The organism is Xanthomonas sp. WHRI 10207, assembly GCF_040202975.1.
GTDB lineage: Bacteria > Pseudomonadota > Gammaproteobacteria > Xanthomonadales > Xanthomonadaceae > Xanthomonas.
Genome location: NZ_JBEGDX010000008.1, coordinates 91,367 through 117,469, shown reverse-complemented (window position 1 = coordinate 117,469; position 26,103 = coordinate 91,367). Strand labels below are relative to the sequence as shown.

Annotated in this window: 25 protein-coding genes and 1 other RNA gene; 11 read left to right on the top strand and 15 right to left on the bottom strand. The window is 64.6% G+C overall.

Annotated elements, in window-relative coordinates; all coding sequences use genetic code 11:
• Positions 1–237 precede the first annotated feature (237 nt).
• From ABQU90_RS20805 to ABQU90_RS20750, 12 genes are all read right to left on the bottom strand, one after another.
• Positions 238–1,482, bottom strand: a complete 1,245-nt coding sequence (locus ABQU90_RS20805; protein WP_323522686.1) for a glutamate-5-semialdehyde dehydrogenase — start codon at positions 1,480–1,482, stop codon at positions 238–240.
• Between the two features lie 159 nt (positions 1,483–1,641).
• The gene (gene proB / locus ABQU90_RS20800) at positions 1,642–2,796 is read right to left on the bottom strand and encodes a glutamate 5-kinase (protein ID WP_323522685.1); all 1,155 of its coding nucleotides are present in this window, start codon (positions 2,794–2,796) and stop codon (positions 1,642–1,644) included.
• Positions 2,797–2,809: 13 nt separating this feature from the next.
• Positions 2,810–3,070, bottom strand: coding sequence for a YciI family protein (locus ABQU90_RS20795; RefSeq protein ID WP_055852082.1), 261 nt, complete (start codon positions 3,068–3,070; stop codon positions 2,810–2,812).
• Complete coding sequence (locus ABQU90_RS20790; RefSeq protein ID WP_323522684.1) at positions 3,070–3,432, bottom strand: cupin domain-containing protein; 363 nt, start codon at positions 3,430–3,432, stop codon at positions 3,070–3,072. The genes ABQU90_RS20795 and ABQU90_RS20790 overlap by 1 nt, the downstream gene beginning before the upstream one ends.
• On the bottom strand, positions 3,432–4,727 hold the full coding sequence (locus ABQU90_RS20785; RefSeq protein ID WP_323522683.1) for an argininosuccinate lyase: 1,296 nt from the start codon (positions 4,725–4,727) through the stop codon (positions 3,432–3,434). The genes ABQU90_RS20790 and ABQU90_RS20785 overlap by 1 nt, the downstream gene beginning before the upstream one ends.
• A gap of 103 nt (positions 4,728–4,830) precedes the next feature.
• Positions 4,831–5,784: an N-acetyl-gamma-glutamyl-phosphate reductase gene (gene argC / locus ABQU90_RS20780; RefSeq protein ID WP_323522682.1), complete on the bottom strand. Its 954-nt coding sequence runs from the start codon at positions 5,782–5,784 to the stop codon at positions 4,831–4,833.
• Positions 5,781–6,392, bottom strand: coding sequence for a GNAT family N-acetyltransferase (locus ABQU90_RS20775; RefSeq protein ID WP_323522681.1), 612 nt, complete (start codon positions 6,390–6,392; stop codon positions 5,781–5,783). Before ABQU90_RS20775 ends, argC begins: the two co-directional genes overlap by 4 nt.
• Positions 6,393–6,397: 5 nt before the next feature.
• Positions 6,398–7,741 carry an acetylglutamate kinase gene (locus ABQU90_RS20770; RefSeq protein ID WP_115513153.1) on the bottom strand — a complete coding sequence of 448 codons (1,344 nt, stop codon included), beginning with the start codon at positions 7,739–7,741 and terminating at the stop codon, positions 6,398–6,400.
• Positions 7,742–7,789: 48 nt separating this feature from the next.
• Positions 7,790–8,890 (bottom strand): acetylornithine deacetylase, encoded by a 1,101-nt coding sequence (locus tag ABQU90_RS20765; RefSeq protein ID WP_323522680.1) that lies wholly within the window; start codon positions 8,888–8,890, stop codon positions 7,790–7,792.
• Between the two features lie 196 nt (positions 8,891–9,086).
• On the bottom strand, positions 9,087–10,328 hold the full coding sequence (locus ABQU90_RS20760) for an argininosuccinate synthase (protein ID WP_311238580.1): 1,242 nt from the start codon (positions 10,326–10,328) through the stop codon (positions 9,087–9,089).
• A gap of 72 nt (positions 10,329–10,400) precedes the next feature.
• Complete coding sequence (locus tag ABQU90_RS20755) at positions 10,401–11,426, bottom strand: N-acetylornithine carbamoyltransferase (protein ID WP_055852061.1); 1,026 nt, start codon at positions 11,424–11,426, stop codon at positions 10,401–10,403.
• 309 nt (positions 11,427–11,735) lie between these two features.
• Positions 11,736–12,227, bottom strand: a complete 492-nt coding sequence (locus tag ABQU90_RS20750) for a hypothetical protein (RefSeq protein ID WP_055852058.1) — start codon at positions 12,225–12,227, stop codon at positions 11,736–11,738.
• A gap of 177 nt (positions 12,228–12,404) precedes the next feature.
• On the opposite strand from ABQU90_RS20750, the gene cysS reads away from it, so the two are divergent.
• The 3 genes from cysS to ABQU90_RS20735 all read left to right on the top strand — a co-directional run bounded on the left by cysS (position 12,405) and on the right by ABQU90_RS20735 (position 15,735).
• Positions 12,405–13,820 (top strand): cysteine--tRNA ligase, encoded by a 1,416-nt coding sequence (gene cysS / locus ABQU90_RS20745; RefSeq protein WP_323522679.1) that lies wholly within the window; start codon positions 12,405–12,407, stop codon positions 13,818–13,820.
• A 230-nt stretch (positions 13,821–14,050) separates the two neighbouring features.
• Positions 14,051–14,488 (top strand): SufE family protein, encoded by a 438-nt coding sequence (locus ABQU90_RS20740; RefSeq protein ID WP_055852053.1) that lies wholly within the window; start codon positions 14,051–14,053, stop codon positions 14,486–14,488.
• Positions 14,485–15,735 carry an MFS transporter gene (locus ABQU90_RS20735; protein ID WP_323522678.1) on the top strand — a complete coding sequence of 417 codons (1,251 nt, stop codon included), beginning with the start codon at positions 14,485–14,487 and terminating at the stop codon, positions 15,733–15,735. The genes ABQU90_RS20740 and ABQU90_RS20735 overlap by 4 nt, the downstream gene beginning before the upstream one ends.
• Before the next feature lie 577 nt (positions 15,736–16,312).
• Here the strand turns inward: ABQU90_RS20735 and dksA are convergent.
• Positions 16,313–16,675 (bottom strand): RNA polymerase-binding protein DksA, encoded by a 363-nt coding sequence (gene dksA, locus ABQU90_RS22860; protein ID WP_267191048.1) that lies wholly within the window; start codon positions 16,673–16,675, stop codon positions 16,313–16,315.
• A gap of 115 nt (positions 16,676–16,790) precedes the next feature.
• Between dksA and ABQU90_RS22855 the strand changes: the two genes are divergently transcribed.
• The 7 genes from ABQU90_RS22855 to eutC all read left to right on the top strand — a co-directional run bounded on the left by ABQU90_RS22855 (position 16,791) and on the right by eutC (position 24,266).
• Positions 16,791–17,402, top strand: coding sequence for a hypothetical protein (locus ABQU90_RS22855; RefSeq protein ID WP_407078793.1), 612 nt, complete (start codon positions 16,791–16,793; stop codon positions 17,400–17,402).
• Between the two features lie 20 nt (positions 17,403–17,422).
• The gene (gene yidD, locus ABQU90_RS20725; RefSeq protein WP_323522676.1) at positions 17,423–17,722 is read left to right on the top strand and encodes a membrane protein insertion efficiency factor YidD; all 300 of its coding nucleotides are present in this window, start codon (positions 17,423–17,425) and stop codon (positions 17,720–17,722) included.
• On the top strand, positions 17,719–19,068 hold the full coding sequence (locus ABQU90_RS20720; protein ID WP_115513159.1) for a dihydroorotase: 1,350 nt from the start codon (positions 17,719–17,721) through the stop codon (positions 19,066–19,068). The genes yidD and ABQU90_RS20720 overlap by 4 nt, the downstream gene beginning before the upstream one ends.
• Positions 19,068–19,907, top strand: a complete 840-nt coding sequence (locus ABQU90_RS20715) for a M23 family metallopeptidase (protein WP_323522675.1) — start codon at positions 19,068–19,070, stop codon at positions 19,905–19,907. Before ABQU90_RS20720 ends, ABQU90_RS20715 begins: the two co-directional genes overlap by 1 nt.
• Positions 19,908–20,674: 767 nt before the next feature.
• Entirely contained in the window at positions 20,675–22,039 is a 1,365-nt protein-coding gene (gene eat, locus ABQU90_RS20710) for an ethanolamine permease (RefSeq protein ID WP_115553923.1), read from the top strand.
• Positions 22,036–23,448 carry an ethanolamine ammonia-lyase subunit EutB gene (locus ABQU90_RS20705; RefSeq protein WP_323522674.1) on the top strand — a complete coding sequence of 471 codons (1,413 nt, stop codon included), beginning with the start codon at positions 22,036–22,038 and terminating at the stop codon, positions 23,446–23,448. Before eat ends, ABQU90_RS20705 begins: the two co-directional genes overlap by 4 nt.
• Complete coding sequence (eutC, locus tag ABQU90_RS20700) at positions 23,445–24,266, top strand: ethanolamine ammonia-lyase subunit EutC (protein ID WP_323522673.1); 822 nt, start codon at positions 23,445–23,447, stop codon at positions 24,264–24,266. The genes ABQU90_RS20705 and eutC overlap by 4 nt, the downstream gene beginning before the upstream one ends.
• 309 nt (positions 24,267–24,575) lie before the next feature.
• On the opposite strand, the gene ABQU90_RS20695 is transcribed toward eutC, so the two are convergent.
• Together ABQU90_RS20695 and ABQU90_RS20690 are read right to left on the bottom strand one after the other, a co-directional pair.
• Complete coding sequence (locus ABQU90_RS20695) at positions 24,576–24,866, bottom strand: hypothetical protein (RefSeq protein ID WP_115513166.1); 291 nt, start codon at positions 24,864–24,866, stop codon at positions 24,576–24,578.
• Positions 24,867–25,124: 258 nt separating this feature from the next.
• Positions 25,125–25,628, bottom strand: a complete 504-nt coding sequence (locus ABQU90_RS20690; RefSeq protein WP_193552451.1) for a pyridoxamine 5'-phosphate oxidase family protein — start codon at positions 25,626–25,628, stop codon at positions 25,125–25,127.
• 190 nt (positions 25,629–25,818) lie between these two features.
• Between ABQU90_RS20690 and ABQU90_RS20685 the strand changes: the two genes are divergently transcribed.
• Positions 25,819–25,894: non-coding RNA, sX9 sRNA (locus tag ABQU90_RS20685), on the top strand.
• Positions 25,895–26,103 lie beyond the last annotated feature (209 nt).

The window sequence follows — 26,103 nt, the reverse complement described above, 5'->3', positions numbered from 1 at the left end:
CGGGCTGCCGGGGGAGTGTCAAAGGTCGTGGTTGGAAGGTTGGGCGTGCGGTAGCGGCTGCGGATGGGCCTGGATGCGGTGCACGGCTTTGCACGCACGCTGGTTGCGGACCGTGGCGCATGCAGTGTTGCGTAAGCTCACGATGCCAACCCCCTTCAACCAAGGGCGCAGCATCGATGCCTCAACAGCTCAAGGCTCGCTGGCAGGCAACCACACGCCTGATCCGCCGCGTGCCGATCAGTGCCGCACCTGGCCTTGCCCACGCACCACAAAGCGCTCCACGGTGAGCGCTTCCAGGCCCATCGGGCCATAGGCATGCAGACGCGTGGTCGAGATGCCGATCTCCGCGCCCAGGCCAAGTTCGCCACCATCGGAGAAGCGCGAGGAGGCGTTGACCATCACCACCGCCGAGCGCAGCGCGTGCACGAAACGCTCGGCGTTTGCGGCGTCTTCGGTGACGATGACTTCGGTATGGTCCGAGCCGTACTGATGGATATGGGCCAGTGCGGTGTCCAGGTCCGCAACCACGCGGATTGCCAGAATCAGATCCAGATACTCGGCGGCATAGTCGTCGTCGCTGGCGGGCGCGATGTCGTGCACTAGCGCGCGCGTTGCCGCATCGCCCCGCAACTCCACGTTGCGGGCGCGCAGCGCAGCGGCGGCCAGCGGCACAAAGCGCTCGGCGATGTCCGCATGCACCAACAGCGTTTCCAGCGAATTGCACGCCGATGGCCGGCTCGCCTTGCCATCGACCAGCAGACGCACGGCACGCTCCATATCGGCCGATGCATCCACAAACAGATGGCACACGCCCTTGTAATGCTTGATCACCGGCACGCGCGCGTGTTCGGCGACAAAACGAATGAGCCCTTCGCCACCGCGCGGAATCGCCAGGTCGATGATGTCGCTGAGCTGCAGCAGCTCCAGCATGGTCTCGCGGCGCAGATCCTCGACCAACGTCAATGCCGCTTCCGGAACGCCGGCCTCGCGCAAGGCGCGCTGCAACGCACGCGCAATGGCGGTGTTGGACTGGATCGCTTCGGAGCCGCCACGCAGGATCACGCCATTGCCGGCCTTGATGCATAGCGCGGCCGCATCGGCGGTGACGTTGGGGCGGGCCTCGTAGATCATCGCGATCACGCCCAGCGGCACGCGCACCTTTTGCACGCGGATGCCGTTGGGGCGGGTGTCGTCGCGCGTGATCTGACCGACCGGGTCCGGCAACTGCGCCACCTCGCGCAATGCCGCCGCGATGCCGGCCAGGCGTGCGTCGTCCAGCGCCAGCCGATCGAGCATGGCGCTAGCCGTTCCCTTCGCACGCGCCGCCTCGAGATCGCGCGCGTTGGCAGCCAGGATCAATACGGCATCGGCTTCCAGTGCCGCAGCCATCGCTTCGAGCAAGGACTGCTTTGCCTCAGCAGAGAGTTGCGACAGTACCTGCGCGGCATCGCGACATTGCAGAGCGAGCGTTTTGATGGTCATTTGGGGGCCGGGATTTGGGATTGGGAATTTGGGATTCGCAAAAGCAGGGCTATCGTTTTATCACCGCAAGGCAATCAGTCGCTGGGACGTAGAAGCGGCATTTGAGAAATGCAGTGCACATGCTGTTGCCAATCCCGAATGCCCATTCCCGAATCCCCGCTACAACAACACCAAATCGTCGCGATGCACCACGTTCTCGCCATAGCTATAACCGAGCACGCTGTCGATCTCGCGCGAGTGACGGCGCGCAATCCGGCGGATATCCAGCGCCGAATACTGGCTGACGCCACGTGCCAGACAGCGCTCGCCGTCGGCATCGCGCAGACGGATCTCCACCATGTCACCGCGACGGAAGTCGCCTTCGGCACCGGCCACGCCGCCTGGCAACAGCGATGCGCCCTTGTCGCTGAGCGCGGTTGCAGCGCCCGCATCGATCAAGATGGCGCCCGCCTCCACCGGTGAATGGCGCAGCCAGTATTTGCGTGCCGCGATGCGCGTGCGTGCGGCGTGGATGCGCGTACCGCTCAGGCGATCCTGCGCCAGCCCGCGTACCACCTCGCCGCTGCGGCCATTGAACAGATAGGTTTCGATGCCGGCCGCGCCCGCCTTTGCAGCGGCTTCGAGCTTGGTGCGCATGCCGCCGGTGCCCACGCTGCTGCCACTGCCGCCAGCCATCGCCATCACCTGTGGCGTGAGCTCAGGGACATCGTCGAGCGGCCGCGCCAATGGGTTGCTGCGTGGGTCGGCGCTGTACAGGCCGTCGATGTCGGTGGCGATAAACAGCGCATCGGCGTCGACCAGCGCGGCGACGATTGCAGCCAGATTGTCGTTGTCGCCCAGCTTCAGCTCGTCCACCGACACGGTGTCGTTCTCGTTGATCACCGGCAGCGCGCCCAGCCGCAACAACTCGCCCAAGGTGGCGCGGGCATTGAGATAACGACGACGGTTGCGCAGGTCGTCGTGCGTGAGCAACACCTGCGCGACCGGCCGTTCGAAAAAGCGTTGCCACAGCGCGATCAACTGCGCCTGACCCAGCGCAGCCAGCGCCTGTCGCGCTGCGATCGGCGCGCCAATCTCGGCAGCCTTCGGCAAGATTGCGCGGCCTGCGGCCACCGCGCCCGACGACACGATCACCAGTTCACGTCCGGCCGCCAGATTGGCCGAGACGAACTGCGCCAACCCCAGCGCAAAACGCGGCGACAGCCCACCGCCATCGGCGGCAAGCAGGCTGCTGCCGACCTTGAGCACCGCGCGCCGCCATGGCGGCAGCGGTTGCTCGGTAAAGGGCGATGACGTGCCGGCGGGCGTACTCATGGGGGCAAGGTACTCAGAACGTGTTCCATTCGTAGACGGTCAGTGTGGAGGCATCGCGCAGCACCAGGGGGTCGCGCGCGACGATCCGCTTGGCCTCCTCCAGACTGTCGACGTTGACCAGCACATACGCCCCACCGGAGCGATCGCTGAAGCCACCGGTCAATTCAAGCTGCCCGGCGGCTCGCAGTTCCTCCAGAAACGCCAGATGCGGCTCCACCACATCGGCGGGAAACGTGGCATTGCGGATCGCCAACACCAGATAGCGCGTCTTCATCAGCCTGTGTCCTTGATGCGTGCGGCCGCTGACGTGCGTTCGCGACCGTGCGGTGCGGAAATCACCAGAAAGCGCGCTTCCACGTCCGACAGATTGTGCATCTGATGGGTAGACCCCGGCGGCACATGCAAGCCCTGCCCTACCCGCAGCACATGTTGCGCGCCGTCCAGCTGCAGCATCACTTCACCGGCCACAACGTAGAAAAAATGCCGTGCGCGACTATGCCGATGGCGCAACTCTGCGGCGCCTGGCGGCATGCGTTCTTCGAGTACGCTCAAGTTGGGGTCGCGCAACAGATGCCAGCCTTCGCAGGCCTCGCCCCAGGGGTAATGCTCGGCCGTGTCGGTGCTGATCATGGCCATCAGCGCAGCGCCTGCCAACGCGCGCGCAACACATCCAGTTGCAGATCGGCCGCGGCACCGGGCGAGACGCGCGCAGCCAGGCTGCCTTCCGGCGTGCGTCCCTGCCCTGCGGTCTCGGATGCTTCCGCGGCAGCCTTGTAGGCATCGCGAAACGGCACACCGGCCACGGCCGCTTCCACCGCCACATCCGTGGCGTACATGCCCGAGTCGATCGCTGCATGCAACTTGTCCGGGCGCCATTCCAGATTGGCAAGCAACGCAGGCAGCAATTCCAGCGCAGCCAGGCCACGGCCGAAACCGTGCACGATGGCGCCCTTGCTGCTCTGCAGATCGCGGTGGTAACCGGAAGGCAGCGACAGCAGTTGTTCGATCTCGGTACGCGCCGCCGCCACACTGGCATGGGTGGCACGCATCAGTTCGATCACGTCCGGGTTGCGCTTGTTCGGCATGATCGAGCTACCGGTGGTGTACTGCGCCGGCAACGCGACGAAAGCGAATTCGCCGCTGGTGAACAGCGACAGATCCCAGGCGATACGGCGCAAATCCAGCGTGGCGCTGCCCAGTGCTTCTAGTGCGGCCAGCTCGTATTTGCCACGCGACAGCTGCGCGTAGATCGGCGACACCTGCAGACGTGCAAAACCGAGTTCGGCAGTGGTGTGCGCACGGTCCAGCGGAAGATTGACGCCATACCCGGCGGCGGTGCCGAGCGGGTTGCTGTCCACCAGGTGCAGGGTATCGGTCGCGCGCACGGCGTTATCGATAAATGCCTCTGCCCAGCCCGCCCACCACATGCCCGCCGACGACACCACCGCACGCTGGATATGCGTGTAGCCCGGCACCGGCAATGCGGCTTCGGCCTGCGCGCGATCCAGCGCCACCTTGGCGATCTCGCGGCTGAGCTCGGCCACGCGCTGCAGCTTGTCTTTCAGCCATAGCCGAGTGGCGACCAGAATCTGATCGTTACGACTGCGCCCGGTGTGGATCTTGCGCCCGGCATCGCCCAGACGTTCGGTCAAGCGCGCTTCGATCGCCGAATGGCAATCTTCGTATTGCGCATCGAGCACGAACGCGCCGCTGCGGAAATCGTCCGCCAGCAGATCGAGTTGTTCGCTCAAGCCGCCCAGCTCTTGCAAGGACAGGATGCCGATGTGCTGCAGCCCCTGCGCATGCGCCTTGCTGGCTGCGATGTCGTGCAGGAAGAACTCGCGATCCAGGATCACGTCGTCGCCGGCCAGAAACGTCTGGATTTTGGCGTCCACCGCAACACCGGGCTTTTGCCACAACAGATTAGTCATTTGGGTCCTTTTTGCGGTACTGGAGACCGGGGACTGGGGACCCGGAAAAGCTAAGAGCGTTTGCCCTTGCTCTTCCCGGGTCCCCGGTCCCTGGTCCCGAGAATCACATCGAAATTGCGGTCAACTCATCCCAGCCAAACGCCAGGTTGAGATTCTGCATGGCCTGGGTCGCCGCGCCCTTGAGCAGGTTGTCCAGCGTCGCCACCACCACCACGCGCTTGTTGCCGGGCGCCAGGGTGATGCCGCCAATCTGCACGCCGTGTTTGCCTGCGATGCGGCTCACCCACGGCGCCTCGTCGACAAGCTCGATCAGCGGCTCGCCCACGTAACGCTGTGTATAGCGCGCCTGGATCTGCTCGCGCGTCAGCGGCTGCTGTAGCCACAGGTTGACGGTCATGGTGATGCCGCGAAAATGCGGCGCCACATGCGGCATGAACTCTACCGGCACGCCGAGCTGCGCCGACACTTCGCGCTCGTGCATATGGTTGGTCAGCGCATACGGCATCAGATTGTCGGCGAGCAGCTCGGGGTTGTTCTTGTCCGATGGCGTAGTCCCTGCGCCGGAATAACCGGACACGCCAAAGCATTGCGGCGGGCCGGCCAGCTGATCCAGCAATGGGGTGATCGCCAGCTGCATTGCAGTGGCATAGCAGCCGGGGTTGCTGATGCGGCGCTGCCCCGCATACTTGCCACGGGTGAGCTCCGGCAAGCCGTAATACCACGCCGGGTCGAAGCGATAGTCTGCCGACAGATCGATCAGCAGCGTCTGCGGCCGGCGCGCATCGATTGCGGCAACAAACGGCTCGGCCTTGCCATTGGGCAGCGCCAGGATCACCACATCGGCACCCTTGGCGGCCACCGCGTCGGCATCCAGGCTCTCGAATCGCAGATCGCCGCGATAGCCGTCGTTGTGGTCGGCCACGGCCTGCCCCGCCAGTTCGCGCGAGGACACGAACACCAGCTGCAGATGCGGATGCGCCACGACCAGCTTGATCAGTTCCGAACCGGTGTGCCCGCGGGCACCAACGATGCCGATGGTTGTTGCTTGAACACTCATGCGTTTGCTTCCAGGCGGAACTGAAGGTGGCGTTTCACCCCGGCCCATTCCGTATCGATGATGGAGAACACCACGGTATCGCGCGGCGTACCGTCGGCATGGCGGGTGTGATTGCGCAGTACGCCGTCCTGCTTTGCACCCAGCCGCGCGATCGCCGCGCGCGAGGTGTGATTGAACCAGCTGGTTTCGAACACCACGCTCAGGCAGCCCAGCGTTTCGAAGGCGTGCTGCAGCAGCATCAACTTGGCTTCGGTATTGACGCCGCTGCGCTGCACACGCGGTGCGTACCAGGTGTAGCCGATCGACAGCCGCGGCACGGCGGCATCCAGCGCGTAATAGCGCGTGCAGCCGACGATGTCACCTGCCGCATCGCGCACCACCAACGGCAACGCCGTGCCATCGGCGCGGGCTGCCATTGCCGCCGCGATGTAGACATCGACCTGGGCCGGTGCCGGCACGCCGGTGTACCACAAGCGCGACAACGCGCCGTCGCCCAGCGCCGCACGCAGGCCATCGGCATGCGCAGGCTGCAGCGGCTCCAGGGTGGCGTGCTGCCCACGCAAGATAGGCATCTCGCTCCAGGTCGGTGGCAAGGCGACAGGTGTCATTGCGCTCAGCCCAGCAACGTCGGCTGACGTGTCGCGCAGTGCGCCACGCAGTGCTGGATCTGTTCGAAATTCTCCAGCCCGTACCAGAACACCTTCCACTTTTCCTGCTTGATGCAGCCGTCGGATTCGGCGTAGTAGAAGATGTTGACCTGGTTGTTGTGACGCGAGCGCCAGAACAGCTGTGGGGTCTCTTCGCGCATCACATTCCATACCGCACGGCCCAGGCCTTCGCCTTGCGCATCGTCGAGCACGGCGAACTTGTCCAGATAGGTCAGCCGGCCTGCACCGAACTGGCCTTCGTCGGTGAGAATCACCGCAGCGCGATAGTTCTCGCTGACGTAAGCGCGCAGCAGCGTGGTGTTGGCGAAATAATCCGGCACCAATGTGCGGCCGAAGCTGGATTCGATCAGCGACGTCAACCGCGGCAGATCCAGCTCATCCCACGAAGTCGCGCGCAGCACGCGCTCGCCCCGCCGCACCAGCGTGCCCGAGCCCTTATGGGTGAACAATTCCTTAGCCAGGTCCGCCGGCCGGGTGATCGACACCGACGATTCCAGCGGCAGGCGATCGAGCAGATCCTTGATCTGTTCGATCTTCACGCGCATGCCGCCATTGATCCACGGCTGCTGCATCAGGTGATCGTATTCGGTGGACAGGTTGATCGAATCGATCAGCTTGCCATCGGCATCCAGCAGCCCGCCGGTGCCAGTGAGGAAGATGATCTTGTACGGCTGCAGTTCCTGCACCAGTTCGTTGGCAGCAAAATCCGCATTGATGTTGAGGATCTGCCCGCTCGGGGTTTCGCCCAGGCTGGTGATCACCGGGATCGAACCGGCCTGCAGGCTGGCCTCGATCGGCGCCAGATTCACCGCCTTGACCTCACCGACCAGGCCGTAGGTGTCGCGGTCCAGATACTCCGCTTCGAATACGCCGCCGGTGATCGATGTCGCACGCGCACCGTTCTGCTGCAGCGCTTCCACCAGCTTGAGATTGGACGCCTGGAACACCTTGCGCACGATCGCCAGCGCTTGCGGCGAGGTCACCCGCAATCCGTTGACGGTCTGCTTTTCGATGCCCGCTGCAGACAGCTCGGCATCCAGCTGCGGGCCGGCGCCATGCAGCACGATCGGGGTCAAGCCCACTTCCTGCAGAAACGACAACGACGACGTCAGCGCGTCCAGGTCGTCGCGCAGCACTGCGCCGCCCACCTTGACCACCGCAAAGCGCTTGGCGTCCAGCTGCGAAAAACGCTTGAGGTACTGGCTGATTTCCTTGGCGCTGGCCATGCTCGAAAGCAGGCGCACGATGGTCTGGCGGGTCTGTTTGTGGGGCTGTGCGGAGAGGGACATTGCCGTGATCGAAAGAGGAGAAGGATGCGCCAGGCGCAGGAATCGGCGTCAGTGCGCGCCGTTGATGATGCGATTGACCGATTCGGCGTAACGCTGCAATTGCTCCAGCGTCACGAATTCGTCGGCGGTGTGCGCCTGGGCAATGTCGCCCGGGCCATAGACCAGCGCGGTATAGCCGCCGGCCGAAAACAGCGAGGCTTCGGTCCAGAAGTCCACCGCGTTGCCGATCGGCAGATCCAGCGCATCGGCCACATCGCGCGCGGCCAGGCGGCGCTCTTCGGCGCGCGCGATGTCGCCCGACGGCAAGCTCGGCCCACGAAAGGTTTCTTCGAAGTGCGCTGCCGCAGGATCGGCAAAGCCGGCAAACGTGGCCAGCAAGCCCTCCACGTCCATCGACGGCAACGGACGAAAGCCGAAGCGCAGCTCGGCGGCCGGCGCGATCATGTTGGCTTTGATGCCACCATCGACGCGGCCGATATTGAAGCGCAAGCCGGTCAAACCGCCGAAGCGTGCGTGCGCCAACGACTCGACATGGTCCAGTGCCTTGCCACCCCAGCGCATTGCCTGGTGCAAGGCGCTTGCGGACGGATCCTGCTTGCCCGACGCATGCCCGGCACGGCCGGCAAAGCGCATCAACACCGAACTGATGCCGCGATGCGCCAGCACTGCTTCGCTCATCGTCGGCTCGGCCACCAACACCGCCTCGTATGGCAACCCACGCGCCAGAAATGCAGCGATGCATCGCGGGTCGTTGGCCTCTTCGTCGGAAGAAAACAGGAACGCCGCATCGCCATCGCCGGCATTGGCCGCAGCCACCAACGCCGCCGCCGCGCCCTTGATGTCGCACACGCCCAGACCGATCACCCGGTCCTCGGTGGGCCGCATCACGTGCGGGTCGGCGCTCCAATGCGGCGAATCCGGCACCGTGTCCAGATGCACGTTGAACAGATACGTTGGCGTGCCGCGCACCGCGTACAGGCTCACTGCACCGGCGCCGTGGTCGATCACCTCGACCTGGAAGCCGGGCAGCTGTGCGCGCAGGTAATCGAAGATGCCGCCCTCGGCAGCGATCGCCCGCGGCGGATTGCGGGTGTCGAAGGACACCAGTGCCTGTAGATGCGTCAGTGTGTTGTCGAGCAGTGTGGTCATTGATCGCGTCTTGATTGCGTCCAGCAGCGTATGGTTGGTCTTTCTAACGCCCGTCTAGCCCTTCCCCCGCCTGCGCGGGAAGGTGCCCGACAGGGCGGATGGGGGCATGCGTCAAGCCGCCCTCATCCGGCGCTCTGCGCCACCTTCTCCCGCACGCGGGAGAAGGAAGATGCGGGTTGCCGACGCGGCGGTCGCCTCAGCGGTTGACTTGCGCGTACAGCGTGGAGCTCATGCCGAACAGCTTGATGAAGCCTTCCGCCTCTTCCACGCCCCAATCGGCCGACTGCGCGTAGGTCGCGCCCTTGGTATTGAGCAGGTGCGGCGAACGCACCGCCACCGCATCGACGCGGCCGCCGCGGGTTTCCAGCGTCACTTCGCCGTTGACCTTGGACTGCGAGGACTTCAAGAACGCTTCGATATCGGTCTTGAGCGGGTCGTGATAGAAGCCTTCGTACACCAGCTCCACCCACTTGCGCGCCACGTCCGGCTTGAAGCGGTTCTGCTGCTTGGTCAGTACCGCATCTTCCAGCGCACGGTGCGCGGTGAGCAGCGAGATCAGGCCCGGCGCTTCGAACACGATGCGGCCCTTCAAGCCGATCACGGTGTCGCCGGTGTAGACGCCACGGCCCACGCCGTACTGCGCGAACAAGGTGTTGAGCTTGGCCAGGATCTTGGCGCCCGGCAGCGGCTTGCCATCCAGTTCCACCGCTTCGCCTTCGACGAACTTCAAGGTCACCGTCAATGCTTCGGTCGGCCACGCACTGCGCGGCGCGCACCACCCACGTGCCCCCTCGCCCGGCGCTTCCCAACGGTCGATCTCGCCGCCGGACATGGTCAGGCCCAGCAGGTTCTCGTTGATGGTGTAAGCCTGCTGCTTGGCACGCACACCGAAGCCACGCGCTTCCAGATACTTCTGCTCATAGGCGCGGGTCTGGGTGTGTTCTTTCTGGATTTCACGGATCGGCGCGACGATCTGGTAATCGCCCAACGCCTTCACCGCCAGGTCGAAACGCACCTGGTCGTTGCCCATACCGGTGCAGCCGTGCGCGATGATGCGCGTGCCCAGCTCTTCGGCGCGCTTGAGCGCGGCATCGACGATCAGATAGCGGTCGGACACCAGCAACGGGTACTGGCCCTGGTAGCCCTCGCCCGCCCATACGAACGGCTTGACGAAGCCTTCCCAGATTGCCGGGCCACCATCGACGGTGACATGGCTGGCCGCACCGAGCTCGGCAGCACGCTTCTCGATGAAGTCGCGCTCGTCGGCATCCACGCCGCCGGTATCGGCAAACACCGTGTGCACCGCATAGCCGCGCTCCTGCAGATACGGGATGCAGAAGCTGGTATCGAGGCCACCGGAAAAAGCGAGAACGATATCTTTGGTGCCGGGAGTGGAGAGTGGGGATTCGGGATTGGTGGAAGCGGTCTGCTGCGACATGGGGGCTCTCTGTGGAAGTTGACTAAGTTGGGTCGGGAGCGGAGTTCGCCGTTGCGAATCCCCAATCCCCAATCACGAATTCCGGCTGCCCTGGCCTACCAGGGCAGCCATGATCGCCTTCTGCACATGCAGGCGGTTTTCCGCCTCGTCGATGGCGATGCAGTTGGGCGAATCCATCACCGCGTCGGTCGCCTTGACGTTGCGACGCAGCGGCAGGCAGTGCGAGAACACGCCGTTGTTGGTCAGCGCCATCTTGGCTTCGTCGACGATGAAGTGCTGGTACTGGTCGCGGATCGGCTTTTCCGGCTCCCAGTTGCCGAAGAACGGCAGCGCGCCCCAGCTCTTGGCGTAGACGACATCGGCGCCGCTGTAGGCGCTTGCGATGTCGTGGCTCACCTGCAGCGAGCCGCCGCTTTCGGCCACGTTCTGCGCCGCCCAGTCCATGTAACGCTGATCGAGGATGTAATCCGGCGTCGGGCACAGCAGGGTCACGTCCATGCCCATGCGCGTGGCAATCGTCAACGCGGAATTGGCCACCGCGGTGTTGAGCGGCTTGGGGTGATAGGTCCAGGTCAGCACGTACTTTTTGCCGCGCAGATCCTGCGTGCCGAAGTGTTCCTGCAATGCCATTGCGTGCGCCAGTTCCTGGCACGGGTGGGTGATGGTCTCCATGTTGATCACCGGCACCGGCGAATACTTGGCGAAGCTCTTCAGCACCTGATCTTCGCGGTCCTTGGACCAGTCGACGAACTTGGGAAACGCGCGCACGCCGATCAGATCGACATAGCGGCCCAGCACGCGCGCCACTTCGGCGATGTGCTCCTCGGTGTCGCCGTCCATCACCGTGCCCAGGTTGAACTCGATCGGCCAGGCATCCTTGCCCGGCTGCAACACCACCGCATGCCCGCCCAGCTGGAACGCACCCAGCTCGAAGCTGGTCCGCGTGCGCATGGACGGGTTGAAAAACACCAGCGCGATCGACTTGCCCTTCAGCTCGCTTCCCAGCTTGTTGCGTTTGAACAACGCGGCCTGGGTCAACAGCGCGTCCAGTTCGGCGCGGCTCCAGTCCTGGGTGTTCAAGAAGTGCTTCAGTGACATCGATCGATCCTTTGCTGCGTGCTTCTGCTGCGTGGTCCGCCAGGAGCGACGGGGTGCGCGACATGCGCGTTTCTTGCGGTTGAAACTTTTGTGACGCCAGAACGAAAAAACCCAGCCGGTGGGCTGGGTTTTCAGAACGGACAGCAAAACGCCCCGGTTACCCAGCGAAAATGTGGGATTCCGGTCGGCGGGCACGCGAGGTCATGCCGGAGGCCATCCGGGCCGCGCTGGTGTCGTGCTGAAAGGGGATTGCTTGCATAGGGCGCGAATCCTCGCATGCATGCGGGTACGGCGCAACCGCCATGCCCCTCAGCGCGGCGGCGCGACGATGGCGTCGGGAATATAGGGGGTCACCGAGACCCGGATGCGCAGCCGGTTGCCCGGATCTTCCGGCAGCCGCGAGCGGTACTTGGTGCCCTTGTAGACGTAATCCACGTCGAAGGCGATCGGCCGCCGGAACTCGCGTGGCACTTCCACTACCCGGCAATTGCGGCGAGTACTGGTCGGCGGCACTGCAGCCGGGGCGGGCTCGGGCCTGCGCGTGAACATCTCCTTGACCGAATCCACCATGCGGTTGATGCGGCCCTCGTCTTCGACCGACGCAACCGCCACCGGTGCTGCCTGTTCGGCCTCGCACTGCTCTTCGATACGGGTGGCGCGCAGCGTCTGGTAGACCGGCTCGACATTGAGCACTTGCGCATAGTCCAGCTTGACGTTCTCGATCACCACGACCCGGTTCTTGGGGTCCGGCTCTGCCGCGTGCACCGAGACCGCCGGCCAGGCGAACACACACAGCAGCATGAAGAACAGAGAAGGTCGCATCAGTACCAGGAAGGCATAGCCGGGCAATACGTTAGTGTATGGAGCTTGTGATCTCCGGGGCTGAACGCAGCCCATCCGGTCGGCGGTGTCGGTATGCCGGTTCGCCATCCTCCCGCGAGGGGCTAGAATCGCGCGGTTACCCTTTTTCAGATGCCGATGAGCCTGCGCCTGCACAACAACCTGACGCGGCGGGTCGAACCGTTCGCGCCGCTCGATCCGTCCAGCCCCACCCTGTATGTGTGCGGCCCCACCGTCTACAACTACGCGCATATCGGCAACGCCCGCGGCCCGGTGGTGTTCGACGTGCTCGCCGCGCTGCTGCGGCGCCGCTTTGGGGCGCTGCGCTACGCGCGCAACATCACCGACGTGGACGACAAGATCAACGCCGCCGCACAGGCGCAGGGCGTCCCGATCTCCACCATCACCGACCGCTTCGCCGCGATCTACCGGCAGGACATGGCCGCGCTGGGTGTGGTGCCGCCGGATATCGAACCGGAAGCCACCGCGCATATCCCGCAGATCGTGGCGATGATCGAGCAGCTGATCGCCAACGGCCATGCGTATGCCGCCGAAGGCCACGTGCTGTTTGCCGTGGCCAGTTTCGACGGCTACGGCAAGCTGTCGCGTCGCGACCCCGATGAAATGCTGGCCGGCGCCCGCGTGGACGTGGCGCCGTACAAGCGCGACCCCGGCGACTTCGTGCTGTGGAAGCCATCCACCGACGACCTGCCCGGCTGGGACTCGCCGTGGGGCCGCGGCCGCCCCGGCTGGCATATCGAATGCTCGGCCATGGCCGCCGCGCACCTGGGCCCGACCATCGACATCCATGCCGGTGGCGTAGACCTGCAGTTTCCGCATCACGAAAACGAAATCGCGCAAAGCGAGTGCGCGCATGGCGGCGCCACCTTCGCCCGCTTCTGGCTGCACAACGGCATGCTCAATTTCAGCGGTGCCAAGATGAGCAAGTCGCTGGGCAATATCGAGACCGTGCACGATCTGATCGCCAAACATCCGCCGGAAGCGCTGCGTCTTGCGCTATTGAGCGCGCATTACCGGCAACCGCTGGATTGGTCGGATGCGTTGATCGACGATCAGGTCAAGCGGCTCGATGGCTTGTACGGGACCTTGCGAAGCCTGAAAGCGATCGACGCGGAGCCAGCGATTCCAGAGCAGATGGAAGACGCGCTCAACGACGATCTCAATACGCCACTGGCGCTGGCGGTGCTGGCAAAGCTTGCCAAGGATGCGAACCGGGCGCTGCTGGAGTTTGCTCCGGCCGGCGGCCCAATCGATGGGCTTAGCCCAGAGAATCCTGCAGCATTGCAACGCGCCAAGGCCGAGCTGCTGGGTGCCGGAATGGCGCTGGGCTTGTTGCAGCAAGACCCGGCCGCCTGGTTCTCGCGCGGCACCGATGCCGGCGACGATGCACGCATCACCGCCCTGGTCGAAGAACGCAGCACGGCGAAGAAGGCCAAGGATTTTGCCCGTGCCGACGCCATCCGCAAGCAACTCGCCGACGAAGGCATCGTGTTGGAAGACACCCCGCAAGGCGTGCGCTGGAAGCGCAGCTGACCTCTTGCCTGCGTCCGTCAGATTTCTTCTCCCGCGCGCGGGAGAAGGTGCCCCGAAGGGGCGGATGAGGGTGCAGGCGAAGCCGCGTGTACCGCTTTTTTGAGGGCTGGACGACGTCCGCATCGAATTCCAGCGAGGCTTCGCCCGTACCCTCACCCCAACCCCTCTCCCGGAGGGAGAGGGGCTTTGACCGAATGCCCCTAGATTTTGCGAACGATTCTGGAATTTTGATGACCACCACCCCCTTTCCGCTTGAACCCACTGCCGTCGAAGCGCAGGCCGCCATTGCCGACGAGTTTTCATTCTTCAGCGACTGGTCCGAGCGCTACCAGTACCTGATCGATCTGGGCCGCAAATTGCCCACTTTCCCAGAGCAGTGGAAGACCGAAGAACACCGCCTGCATGGGTGCCAGTCGATGGTGTGGATCGTGCCGGAAGGCAATGCCGAACGGCTGGACTTCCATGCCGTCAGCGATTCGGCCATCGTGTCCGGGCTGATCTATCTGGCGCTGCGCGTGTATTCCGGGCGTAGCGCGCAAGAAATTCTGGCCACCGAACCGGACTACATCGCCGGCATTGGCCTGGCCAAGCACCTATCGCCGACGCGTAGCAACGGCGTGGCCGCCATGCTGGCCTTCATTCGCGACACTGCACGCGCACAACAGTGAGCACGCCGACGCCCTCGCCCACCGACTCGCTGCGCACGCTGTTCGCCCATCCGGGCTTCGGCCTGGTGTTGCTGTACCGCGTCGCGGCAATGCTGTCGTACCAGATCGTGGCGGTCACGGTCGGTTGGCACATCTATGAGATCACGCGCAATCCGCTGTCGCTCGGGCTGATCGGCCTTGCGGAAATCCTGCCGTTCTTCTGCATTGCGCCGTTTGCCGGCTATCTGGTCGATCATCTGCCACGCAGGCGCCTGGGCATGGTCGCAGTCCTGGGGTTGGTCGCCACCGCGTTGCTGTTGATGGCGATCGCACAGGGCTGGCTGCCCATCCAGGGCGTGTGGCCGATCTATGCCGCCATCGCATTGACCGGCGCGGCGCGCTCGTTCCTGTCGCCGGTCTACAACGCCTTGTTCGCGCGTGCGTTGCCGCGCGAAGCGTTCGCACGCGGCGCCAGCATCGGCAGCGTCACCTTCCAGGCCGGCATGGTGATCGGCCCGGCACTGGGCGGCGTGCTGGTCGGCTGGGGCGGCAAGGGCCTGGCCTATGGCGTCGCCGCAGGCGTGGCATTGGTGGCGATCCTGGCCCTGGCGTTGTTGCGCGTCAGCGAGCCGGTCAAGGCCGGCCCACGTGCACCGATCTTCCGCAGCATCGCCGAAGGGGCGCAGTTCGTGCTCTCCAACCAGATCATGCTGGGCGCGATGGCGCTGGACATGTTTTCGGTGCTGCTGGGCGGCGCGGTGTCGATGTTGCCGGCCTTCATCCAGGAAATCCTGCATTACGGCCCCGAAGGACTGGGCATCCTGCGCGGTGCGCCGGCGCTGGGCTCGATCGTGGTCGGCGTGTGGCTGGCGCGGCACCCGCTGCAGCGCAATGCCGGCCGCATCCTGATGCTGTCGGTGGCCGGCTTCGGGCTGTGCACGATCGCCTTCGGCCTGTCGCGGCACTTCTGGCTGTCGGCGGCGATCCTGCTGGTCTACGGCATGTGCGACGGCGTGTCGGTGGTGGTGCGGCAGACCATTCTGCAGCTCGCTACGCCGGACGCGATGCGTGGCCGGGTGTCGTCGATCAACGGCATCTTCATCGGCTCCTCCAACGAGCTGGGTGCGTTCTACGACGGCGTCATGGCACGGCTGGTCGGGCTGGTGCCGGCGGTCGTTATCGGCGGCTGCGTCACGCTGGGCGTGGTGGCAACCACGGCCTGGAAGGCGCCGCGGTTGCGCAAGCTGGACTTACGCGATCTGCAATAAGCGCAGCCGACAAGACGACTGCGCTCACTGCAACACGGGCGCAGTCGGTGCTCGGTGCTGTAGGTACACCGCGTGCACGTGGGTTCTGAGCGCGGCGGCCGAATCCGCCTGATGACTTCTCGCTGCGTGTTGTCCGCCGCTTCAAGCCAAGCCTGGCGAGGCATCGGCTGCAAATGCTGACGGTGTGCCCGCAACGGGTTGTCCAGCCGCTCCAGGCCAAGCCTGGCGAGGCATCGGCTGCAAATGCTGCCGGTGTGCCCGCGACGGGTTGTCCAGCCGCTCCAGGCCAAGCCTGGCGAGGCATCGGCTGTAAATGCTGCCGGTGTGCCCGCGACGGGTTGTCCAGCCGCTCCAGGCCAAGCCTGGCGAGGCGCTGGTCGCAGAGGCCGCCAGTGCCCTGCACCGCTTGCGCGTACTCGCGCCGCGATGGTCGATGCAACGGGATCCACCTAATCCGCAAGGCACCGCGTCGCCTGCCCCACTGCAACGACGCGCCACGACAACGGCCCGCAACAACCCACCGCCCACAAAAAACCCCGCACATGGCGGGGTTTTTTATGCGGACGAAGAAAGGCGATTAGTCGCCCTGCTGCTTCTGCAGATGCTCCCAACGCTCCTGGGCGTCGATGGTGCGCTCGGCAGTCAGACGCGCGTCCAGGCGGTCCAGTCCGATTTCTTCGCCGGTGTCCACGCAGTAGCCGTAGTCGCCGTCTTCCAGACGCTTCAGCGTGCTGTCGATCTTGGAGATCAGCTTGCGTGCACGGTCGCGCGCGCGCAGTTCCAGCGAATTCTCGGTCTCGCGCGTGGCACGCTCGGCTTCGTCGCCGATGTCGCGCACTTCTTCGCGCAGGTTTTCGATGGTCTGCTTGGATTCCTCCACCATCTCGTTGCGCCAGCTCTGCAGACGCTGACGGAAGTATTCCTGCTGCAGTTTGCTCATGTACTCCTCGTCCGCCGAAGGCTTGTAGCCCTGCGGGAGGATCGGGCGACCGGTGGTCTCGTCGTTCTTGTAGTCGACCACTTTGTACTTGGTCTTGGGCGTCGGGCTGGATGACTTGGCGGTCACGGCCACTGCCACCTTGCCGACCGGACGGGTCGCGGCGGGCTTGGCGGGGGCTTCGGTTTTGGTTGGCGTTTTTGCGGAAGATTTCGAAACGGGCACGGGATTCTTAAGTGACGGGGTCGCGGGCTTTGCCGGCTTCGCAGGGACGGCCTTGGGGGCCGGTGCGGGCGCGGGCTTCTCAGCCTTGACCGGGACTGACTTGGCCGGAACCGGCTTGGTGGCCGGCTTCGGTACGGACTTGGACGCCACCGGCTTGGCAGCCGGTTTGGCGGCAGCCGGAGCTGCCTTGCTCGCCGCCGGCTTGGCAGCGGTCTTGGCGACAGGTTTCACGGGCTTGGGCGCTGCGGCCTTGGAAGCCGGCGCCGGCTTGGCAGCGGCCTTGGTCGCAGGTGCCTTCTTGGCAACCGGTTGCGCAGGAGCCGGAGTCGCCTTCTTGGCGGCCGGTTTTGCAGCGGCAGGCGCCGCTGCCTTCTTCGCAGCGGGTTTGGCGGACTTCTTGGCGGCCTCTACGGCCTTTTTTGCAGGTTTTTTAGCAGCCACGAAACGCTCTTCCTTGGTTCCCCCGGGGCCCGGGAAAGCGGGCCTTTATAACGTACCCCGCTGACCCCCGGCAACCACCTATTAATGCAAGTGGCATATGATTGGCAAGTGATCGGACGCCTGCTCATCGCGCTGTTGCGCTTCTACAAGCTGTTCATCAGCCCGCTGCTCGGGCCGCGCTGCCGTTTTGCGCCCAGTTGCTCGGAGTATGCGATGACCGCCATCGGCCGCTTCGGCCCGCTACGCGGGAGCTGGCTGGCTGCGCGCCGGCTCGGCCGCTGTCATCCCTTCCATCCGGGCGGCTTCGATCCGGTGCCCGACGCATCCGCGTCCACCGCCCCTTCCCCCTCTTCTTCCTGCAGTTGCAAAGGACCTCATCCATGAGCCGAACCGTCATCATCAACGCCCGCCTGGTCAACGAAGGCAAGGAGTTCGACGCCGATCTCCTGATCGAGGGCGGTCGCATCGCCAAGATCGACAGCAAGATCACGCCCGCCGCCGGCGACACAGTGGTGGACGCGGCCGGGCGCTGGGTGCTGCCGGGCATGATCGACGACCAGGTGCACTTTCGCGAGCCGGGCCTGACCCACAAGGGCGACATCGCTACCGAATCCGGCGCCGCCGTGGCCGGCGGGCTGACCAGCTTTATGGACATGCCCAACACCAACCCGCCCACGCTGGACGCGGCCGCGCTGCAGTCCAAGTACGATGCTGCGGCCGGGCGCGCCTGGGCCAACTACGGCTTCTACATGGGCGCCAGCAACGACAACCTGGCCGCGATCCAGTCGCTGGACCCCAAGACCGCGCCGGGCATCAAGGTGTTCATGGGCGCCTCCACCGGCAACATGCTGGTCGATAACCCCGAGACGCTGGACGCGATCTTCCGCGACGCGCCGACGCCGATCATCACCCATTGCGAAGACACCCCGACCATCGACGCGACGATGGCGCAGTACAAGGAAAAGTACGGCGATGCGCTGACCCCGGACATGCACCCGGACATCCGCTCGCGGCAGGCCTGCCTGAAGTCCTCGCAGCTGGCCGTGTCGCTGGCGCGCAAGCACAACACCCGTCTGCACGTGCTGCATATCTCCACCGCAGACGAGCTGGGGCTGTTCGAAGCCGGCCCGCTGGTGGACGCCGACGGCAAACTGCGCAAGCGCATCACTGCCGAGACCTGCATCCACTTCTTGCGCTTCGACCGCAGCGATTACGCGCGGCTGGGCAACCTGATCAAGTGCAACCCCGCGATCAAGGACGCAGACGACCGCCTGGCCCTGATCGAAGCGCTGGCCGAAGACGTCATCGACGTGCTCGCCACCGACCACGCCCCGCATACCTGGGAAGAGAAGCAGAAGCCCTACGCGCAGGCGCCGTCCGGCTTGCCGCTGGTGCAGTACGCGCTGGTCGCCGCGCTGGAGCTGGTGCATGAAGGCAAGCTGCCGATCACCCGCATCGTGCAGAAGTTCGCGCATGCACCGGCGCAGTTGTTCGATGTGGAAGAGCGCGGCTTTCTGCGCGAAGGCTACTTCGCCGATCTGGTGATGATCGACAACACCCCATTCACCGTGAAGCGCGAGCAGGTGCTGTCCAAATGCGGCTGGTCGCCGTTCGAGGGCACCACGTTCCGCTCGCGCATTGCCGCAACCTGGGTCAACGGGCAGCAGGTGTGGGACGGCGAGCAGTTGGTCGGCAGTGCTGCTGGCCAGCGCCTGACCTTCGACCGCTGATGCGCGCAGCACTGTTTGGTGCATGGCTGGCGTTGGCGCCGGCCATGCTGAGTGCGGGCGCAGTGCAGGCGCAGGCCGCGAGCGAGGCTGGGGTGGTGTTCCCGGCCAACGCCTCGCAAGGAGCCATGGTGATCGGCAAGGTACCTGCCGGCAGCACCGTGCAATATGCAGGGCGCACGCTGCGCGTCAGTGGCTACGGCAGCGTGGTCTTCGGCATCGGCCGCGACGCGACCGGCCCGCTGCAGGTGCAAATCACCTTGCCCGATGGCACCCAGCGCAGCAGCAGCATCGCAGTGACGCCGCGCGATTGGCCAACCGAGCGCGTCAACGGCGTGCCGCCCAAGACGGTGAACCCGCCTGCGGCCATTGCCGAGCGCATCAAGCGCGAGCAGGCGCAGGTCACCGCCGCGCGTGATCGCGACGATGCACGCACGGATTTTGCGCAGCCCTTTATCTGGCCGGTGCAGGGCCGCATCAGTGGGCGCTTCGGCAATGCGCGCGTGTACAACGGCCAGCCCGGCGCCGGTCACTCTGGCATGGACATCGCCGTGCCGACCGGCACGCCGGTCAAGGCCCCGGCTGCGGGCGTGGTCACGTTTGCTGCGCCGGATCTGTATCTGACCGGTGGCACGGTCCTGCTCGATCACGGCTTCGGCATCAGCTCCAACTTTCTGCATCTGTCGCGGATCGACGTCGAAGTGGGCGATCGGGTGGAACAGGGCCAAGTGATTGCAGCGGTGGGGGCGACGGGACGTGCGACCGGGCCGCATCTGCATTGGGGGATGAATTGGTTCGATGTGCGTATAGATCCCTTGTTGGTGCTTGAGCGCGGGAAGTAGCTCTGCTGGCTGTTGGAACACTGGCGCGCAGCGGCGCGGTGGACATGCTGGCAGCCAGATATCTCTGCGGCGCGGTTCGATGTGAGTATCGATCCACTACTGGTGCTTCAGCGCGGGAAGTAACTCCGGATGGGCGGCTTTTCCCTTCTCCCATCGGGAGAAGGTGGCGCGCAGCGCCGGATGAGGGTGCGGCAGCGGCTGGTTAACTGAGTAACCGTACCCTCACCCCAACCCCTCTCCCGAGGGGAGAGGGGCTTTCACTTGCCGGCAGCGAAGCGGGCCCTCGACGAATCCACACAAGTGTTGATTGATCGAATGCGTAGGCTGTGGGCTGTGGCAATGCCAGCGTTTGCGCATCAAGCGCTCAACCCGTGCGCACTCACAGCAACTCGTGGACACCTCCCTTCTCCCTCCGGGAGAAGGTGGCGCGTAGCGCCGGATGAGGGTGCGGCGGCGGCTGGTTAACTGAGTAACCGTACCCTCACCCCAACCCCTCTCCCGAGGGGAGAGGGGCTTTCAGCGATTGCAGCCGCACAGCGGCCTGTCGGCGATTCCACCCACTTGTCGATTGATCGGATTGGAACGCCACCACGTTCCGCCACACCTACCCGCTGCGCTTGTGTCCGTCGCCGGGCTTTGGGGTATAACCGGACGAACGTCGATCATCGCCGATGACAGCGGCGGATCGGCCAGCGACGGTCAGTCCGAGCTGGCGATCACGCCCTTGCAATCGACGTGCTTCGTCTCCCCTCCCCCGACTGCAGGAGATGTGCGACATGCGCAACGAGCAACTCAAGCCCACACTCGGCACCTGGCAGCTGTGGGGCATTGCGGTGGGTCTGGTGATCTCCGGCGAATACTTCGGTTGGAGTTACGGCTGGGGCACCGCCGGCACGCTGGGATTTCTGGTCACCACCGTGCTGGTCGCAGTGATGTACACCTGCTTCATCTTCAGCTTTACCGAGCTGACCACGGCCATTCCAAATGCAGGCGGGCCATTCGCCTACAGCCTGCGCGCGTTCGGCACCTATGGCGGGATGCTGGCCGGCCTGGCCACGTTGATCGAATTCGTGTTCGCGCCACCGGCCATTGCGATGGCGATCGGTGCGTATCTGAATGTGCAGTTCCCCACGCTGGACCCGCGCATCGCCGCCATCGGCGCGTATGTAATCTTCATGAGCTTGAACATTGTCGGCGTGGCGATTGCGGCTGCCTTCGAGCTGATCGTGACCTTGCTGGCAGTGATCGAACTGTTGGTCTTCATGGGCGTGGTAGCGCCGGGTTTCAGCGTGGCGCGCTTCGCCGCCAATGGCTGGGCCGGCAGCGACGTGTTCGGCCCTGCGGCCATCTCCGGCATCTTTGCGGCAATTCCGTTTGCGATCTGGTTTTTTCTGGCGATCGAAGGCGCAGCGATGGCGGCCGAGGAGGCCAAGGACCCCAAGCGCACGATCCCGCGCGCCTACATCGCTGGCATTCTCACCTTGGTGGTGTTGGCGCTGGGCGTGATGGTGTTTGCCGGCGGCGTGGGCGACTGGCGCCAGCTATCCAACATCAACGACCCGCTACCGCAGGCGATGAAGGCCGTGGTCGGCAACAGTTCGACCTGGTTGCACATGCTGGTGTGGATCGGCTTGTTCGGGCTGGTGGCCAGCTTCCACGGCATCATCCTGGGTTACTCGCGGCAATTTTTCGCGCTGGCGCGTGCCGGCTTTTTGCCGCACGGGCTGGCAAAGTTGTCGCGCTTTCGTACGCCGCACCGCGCGATCCTGGCCGGCGGCGCGATCGGCATTGCCGCAATCTGCAGCGATAGCGTGGTGAAGATTCAGGGCATGTCGCTGACGGCGGCAATGATCACCATGTCAGTGTTCGGCGCCATCGTGATGTATGTCATGAGCATGCTCAGTTTGTTCAAGCTGCGACGCTCTGAACCTGGGCTGGAGCGCAGCTTCCGCGCACCCGGGTATCCGGTGGTGCCGGCGATTGCGCTGTTGCTCGCGTTGGTCTGCCTGGTGGCGATGGTGTGGTTCAACCCGATCGTGGCGTTGATCTTTGTCGGCCTGCTGCTGTTTGGCGCGCTGTGTTGCGTGCTGAGCCTGCGCAGCCAGACGTCCACCGTGGCCAGCGGCAGATGAGCGGCTTTGCGTTTACGGCCGGCGGCGAGCGGTTCCAGTTTGCCGATCTCAAAACGTTGCTGGCCAAGGCGACGCCGGCACGTTCGGGCGATCAACTGGCCGGGCTTGCGGCCGATTCCGAGCTGCAGCGCGTCGCGGCGCAGATGGCGCTGGCAGACCTGCCGTTGCGGCATTTTCTTGATGAAGCCGTGGTGCCGTATGACACCGATGAAGTCACCCGGCTGATCGTCGACCAGCACGACGCCGACGCATTCGCCGCAGTGGCGCACCTCACCGTCGGCGGGTTTCGCGATTGGTTGCTGAGTGCGCAGGCCGATGAAGCCGCACTGGCCGCGCTGGCCCCCGGCCTGACCCCGGAAATGGTCGCCGCAGTGTCCAAGCTGATGCGTGTGCAGGACCTGATCCTGGTCGCGCAAAAGATCCGCGTGGTCACGCGCTTTCGCAATACTCTGGGATTGCGCGGGCGGCTATCCACGCGCCTGCAACCCAATCATCCCACCGACGATGCCACCGGCATTGCCGCCAGCGTGCTCGACGGATTGTTGTACGGCAATGGCGATGCGGTGATCGGCATCAATCCGGCCAGCGATAGCCTGGCAGCCACCACCACGTTGTTGCGCATGCTCGATGCGGTGATCACCGGCTACCAGATCCCCACGCAGTCGTGCGTGCTGGCGCATATCACCACCACTATCGAGGCCATCAATCGCGGCGTACCGGTGGATCTTGTGTTCCAGTCCATCGCGGGCACAGAGGCCGCGAATGCCAGCTTCGGCATCAACCTGGCGGTACTGCAGGAGGGCTACGAGGCGGGGCTGTCCTTGCGGCGCGGTAGCGTCGGCGACAACGTGATGTATTTCGAAACCGGCCAGGGCAGCGCGCTGTCGGCCAACGCACATCATGGCGTGGATCAACAGACCTGCGAAGTGCGCGCCTATGCGGTGGCACGACAGTTTAAGCCGCTGCTGGTGAACACCGTGGTCGGCTTCATCGGCCCGGAGTATCTCTACGACGGCAAGCAGATCATTCGTGCGGGGCTGGAGGATCATTTCTGCGGCAAATTGCTTGGCGTGCCGATGGGCTGCGATATCTGCTACACCAACCATGCCGAAGCCGACCAGGACGATATGGATATGTTGCTGACTCTGCTCGGCACCGCCGGCATCAACTTCATCATGGGCATTCCCGGCTCGGACGATGTGATGCTGAATTACCAGACAACCTCATTCCACGATGCGCTGTATGCGCGTCAGGCGCTTGGCCTGCGTGCGGCGCCCGAATTCGAGCGATGGCTGGACCAGCAAGGCATTCTGCGGCTATACGCCGATGGGCGGTTTGAACTGGGCAACGAGGTACCTGCAGCGTTTCGCCGTGCGCTGTCGCACTTCCCCACCGAGTCGCCGCAATGAGCAGCCCGACGACACCCCCGCACGATGCCTGGGCGCAACTGCGTCGGCTCACCCCTGCGCGCATCGCACTCGGGCGGGTCGGCACCAGTCTGCCCACTGCCGCGCACCTGGATTTCCAGCTCGCGCATGCGCAGGCACGCGATGCGGTGCATCTGGCATTCGACCCGGCACCATTGCAGGCCGCACTGGAACAACGTGGGCGCAGCAGCATTCTGTTGCACAGCGCTGCGGTGGACCGGCATGCCTATCTGCAACGCCCGGATTTGGGACGCCGCCTGGCCGACGACGCTGCCACGCATCTGCGCGGGCTCACCGCTGTGCATGGCGGCGGGCATGATGTCGCCGTGGTGGTTGCCGACGGGCTCTCGGCGCTGGCCGTGCATCGGCACGCGGCGCACATGCTCGAACAGATCGATGCCCTGGCTGCACATGAAACCTGGTCGCTGGCGCCGGTGGTGTTGGTTGCACAAGGGCGCGTCGCGATAGGCGACGAGGTCGGCGAGCTGCTCAAGGCACGCGTGGTGATCGTCTTGATCGGCGAGCGGCCGGGCCTGAGTTCGCCCGACAGTCTCGGCCTGTATCTCACCTACACGCCACGCGTCGGCTTGACCGATGCCGCACGCAATTGCATCTCCAATATCCGTACCGAAGGACTGAGTTACGCCGAAGCCACGCACAAGCTGGCGTATCTGTTGCGCGAAGCGTTCCGCCGTAAGTTGTCCGGTGTGCAACTCAAGGACGAAGCGGAACAACCGGCATTGCCGTCGGCGGGGCCTGCCGATGCGGTGCCGCGCACGTTCCTGTTGCCGGATGCATAACGCTCTGGCCGATGAATCGGAGATGGGTCGTCAACAAGGCGACTCATCAGCGACGAGTGCTTGCCCGCCTGCCGCCGCCTGCAAGATGCAATACGCGATCATTGCAGGCCGGCCGATGAGAGCGCGCGGCTGGCGCCTGCAATGCACTATTTTTCGCGCAGCGCCCGCTCACTGACGACGCCGTTAACGCCAGGCTTTCATCAATCAGCGCGCGTCGCAGTCGCGATGTCAGATCGGCGCAAGGTCCGTTGCGCAAGGAATCGACCACGGCAGCCCGCGAGGTCGTGAGTCCGGTCTTGTCGTGGAGGTCTACCTCAGCGCACCATCCTGCGGATTGCTTGCAGCATAAGTACTGGTCTGCAGCTCGCTGTCATGCACATGACGCAGCGCATTGCGCACATCCTCTGGCAACCGATCCACATCCAATAACACCTTGCCAGAATGCACATCGCGCACCACCGACGCCGGCAGGACGAAATCGCCGCCGTTCTCGATATTGATCACCAGCTCGGCGCCATCGTTGCGGATATCGCGCACCGCGCCCACACCAACTTCGCCGTCGCGCAGGAATACCATCTGGCCGATCTCGATCTGCTGCATGTCACTCTCCTCATGAAGCACCGGCGCAAGCGCGCTGTGCCGTGGGGATTGATCATCGCGCCGCTCGGTGTTCTGCCGTGGTGAAGCGCAGATCAGTGCGGCGCATGCAAGGCGCACGGGCGGCCCCTACCCAAGCGTTCCACACCGACAAGACCGTGCGAGCGAAATCCCAACGCTGTCGTCGCGTACCGATGCGCAATCGTCGGGATACAAGCGGCACGCACACGCGACATTGAAGGCCGCGTGTGCATGCAACCGTCAACGCAGCGGAACGTCCGCTACCTTGTCCTGGTAATCCTTCTTCGGGTCGACGCCGAACAGCACCTTGATGCCGGCGAGCAGACTGGAGCCGTTGAGCCAGATCTGCGCGTGATCGGGGTCCAGACGCAACAGCGCCAACTTCGGATCGTCCTTGCCGCCTTCGTACCATGCTGCGACGTACGGGTTCCACAACCGCTCGATCACGGCCGGGTCAGTGTCTTCGCGCAGCGATCCGCTGATGCTGGCGAATAGATCATGGCCCTTGCTGCTGAAGGCGCCGATGACGCGGCGGCCCTGCCCAAGCATTGCGATCAATGCATTGTCCTTGGATGTGAAAAACCAGATCGGACCACCGCTGTCGCCCTCGATCTGCGCGGTCATCGGACGCGCATGGCCGTCTTCGACGCCATCCAGGCCCAGCATCACGGTGCGGTCGGACTTCAACGCCTTCCAGAATTTTTCCTGCAGTTCTTTGGGATCTGCCATTTCGATTCCTGACATACGCGCTTTTACGCGGGCCGTTGAGTCTGGAAGGCCGCACGCCCACGGCATGTGAGGACGCACAGGCAACGCATCGGTATAAGGCAGCCGCATCGAGTCAGCGGCCATGCGCGACTGACAACACGATTAGGAGCGGCCAACACAATGACTGCGCAGCCGCCAGACGGGCGCTAGCGGCGCCAGGTACGGCAGGGATCACGCGTGCACGCCATTTGATTCGCGCCGCCCGCATCCACCTGACGGCTGCTCGCTACGTTGTGAGAGCCGCTCTAGTGGTGCGCGTTGCGACCTGCAGCTGGTGTAAAGCGTGACCACAGCGCACATCCTGCACATTGCTTGGCGTCGCCGGCGCCAACAAGCGACCCCGGCAGTACCATCGCTCTGCACCGCAGGCGGCACCGACGTGAACTCCAACCCGACCACGACGCCTGCTCCATCGCAGGCAACCGCGCTCGACGACTCACGCAGCGCAGAA

What these genes read in the sequence shown, in the direction of transcription:
- ABQU90_RS20805 (WP_323522686.1), bottom strand. Translation starts at nt 1,482, where the DNA reads ATGACCATCAAAACGCTCGCTCTGCAATGTCGCGATGCCGCGCAGGTA.
- eat (WP_115553923.1), top strand. Translation starts at nt 20,675, where the DNA reads ATGTGCGACATGCGCAACGAGCAACTCAAGCCCACACTCGGCACCTGG.
- ABQU90_RS20690 (WP_193552451.1), bottom strand. Translation starts at nt 25,628, where the DNA reads ATGTCAGGAATCGAAATGGCAGATCCCAAAGAACTGCAGGAAAAATTC.
- ABQU90_RS20770 (WP_115513153.1), bottom strand. Translation starts at nt 7,741, where the DNA reads ATGTCCCTCTCCGCACAGCCCCACAAACAGACCCGCCAGACCATCGTG.
- ABQU90_RS20795 (WP_055852082.1), bottom strand. Translation starts at nt 3,070, where the DNA reads ATGAAGACGCGCTATCTGGTGTTGGCGATCCGCAATGCCACGTTTCCC.
- dksA (WP_267191048.1), bottom strand. Translation starts at nt 16,675, where the DNA reads ATGAGCAAACTGCAGCAGGAATACTTCCGTCAGCGTCTGCAGAGCTGG.
- yidD (WP_323522676.1), top strand. Translation starts at nt 17,423, where the DNA reads ATGCAAGTGGCATATGATTGGCAAGTGATCGGACGCCTGCTCATCGCG.
- ABQU90_RS20760 (WP_311238580.1), bottom strand. Translation starts at nt 10,328, where the DNA reads ATGTCGCAGCAGACCGCTTCCACCAATCCCGAATCCCCACTCTCCACT.
- proB (WP_323522685.1), bottom strand. Translation starts at nt 2,796, where the DNA reads ATGAGTACGCCCGCCGGCACGTCATCGCCCTTTACCGAGCAACCGCTG.
- ABQU90_RS20705 (WP_323522674.1), top strand. Translation starts at nt 22,036, where the DNA reads ATGAGCGGCTTTGCGTTTACGGCCGGCGGCGAGCGGTTCCAGTTTGCC.
- ABQU90_RS20740 (WP_055852053.1), top strand. Translation starts at nt 14,051, where the DNA reads ATGACCACCACCCCCTTTCCGCTTGAACCCACTGCCGTCGAAGCGCAG.
- ABQU90_RS20750 (WP_055852058.1), bottom strand. Translation starts at nt 12,227, where the DNA reads ATGCTGCTGTGTGTGTTCGCCTGGCCGGCGGTCTCGGTGCACGCGGCA.
- cysS (WP_323522679.1), top strand. Translation starts at nt 12,405, where the DNA reads ATGAGCCTGCGCCTGCACAACAACCTGACGCGGCGGGTCGAACCGTTC.
- ABQU90_RS20695 (WP_115513166.1), bottom strand. Translation starts at nt 24,866, where the DNA reads ATGCAGCAGATCGAGATCGGCCAGATGGTATTCCTGCGCGACGGCGAA.
- ABQU90_RS20775 (WP_323522681.1), bottom strand. Translation starts at nt 6,392, where the DNA reads ATGACACCTGTCGCCTTGCCACCGACCTGGAGCGAGATGCCTATCTTG.
- ABQU90_RS20715 (WP_323522675.1), top strand. Translation starts at nt 19,068, where the DNA reads ATGCGCGCAGCACTGTTTGGTGCATGGCTGGCGTTGGCGCCGGCCATG.
- argC (WP_323522682.1), bottom strand. Translation starts at nt 5,784, where the DNA reads ATGAGTGTTCAAGCAACAACCATCGGCATCGTTGGTGCCCGCGGGCAC.
- ABQU90_RS20755 (WP_055852061.1), bottom strand. Translation starts at nt 11,426, where the DNA reads ATGTCACTGAAGCACTTCTTGAACACCCAGGACTGGAGCCGCGCCGAA.
- ABQU90_RS20765 (WP_323522680.1), bottom strand. Translation starts at nt 8,890, where the DNA reads ATGACCACACTGCTCGACAACACACTGACGCATCTACAGGCACTGGTG.
- ABQU90_RS20790 (WP_323522684.1), bottom strand. Translation starts at nt 3,432, where the DNA reads ATGGCCATGATCAGCACCGACACGGCCGAGCATTACCCCTGGGGCGAG.
- ABQU90_RS20785 (WP_323522683.1), bottom strand. Translation starts at nt 4,727, where the DNA reads ATGACTAATCTGTTGTGGCAAAAGCCCGGTGTTGCGGTGGACGCCAAA.
- ABQU90_RS20720 (WP_115513159.1), top strand. Translation starts at nt 17,719, where the DNA reads ATGAGCCGAACCGTCATCATCAACGCCCGCCTGGTCAACGAAGGCAAG.
- eutC (WP_323522673.1), top strand. Translation starts at nt 23,445, where the DNA reads ATGAGCAGCCCGACGACACCCCCGCACGATGCCTGGGCGCAACTGCGT.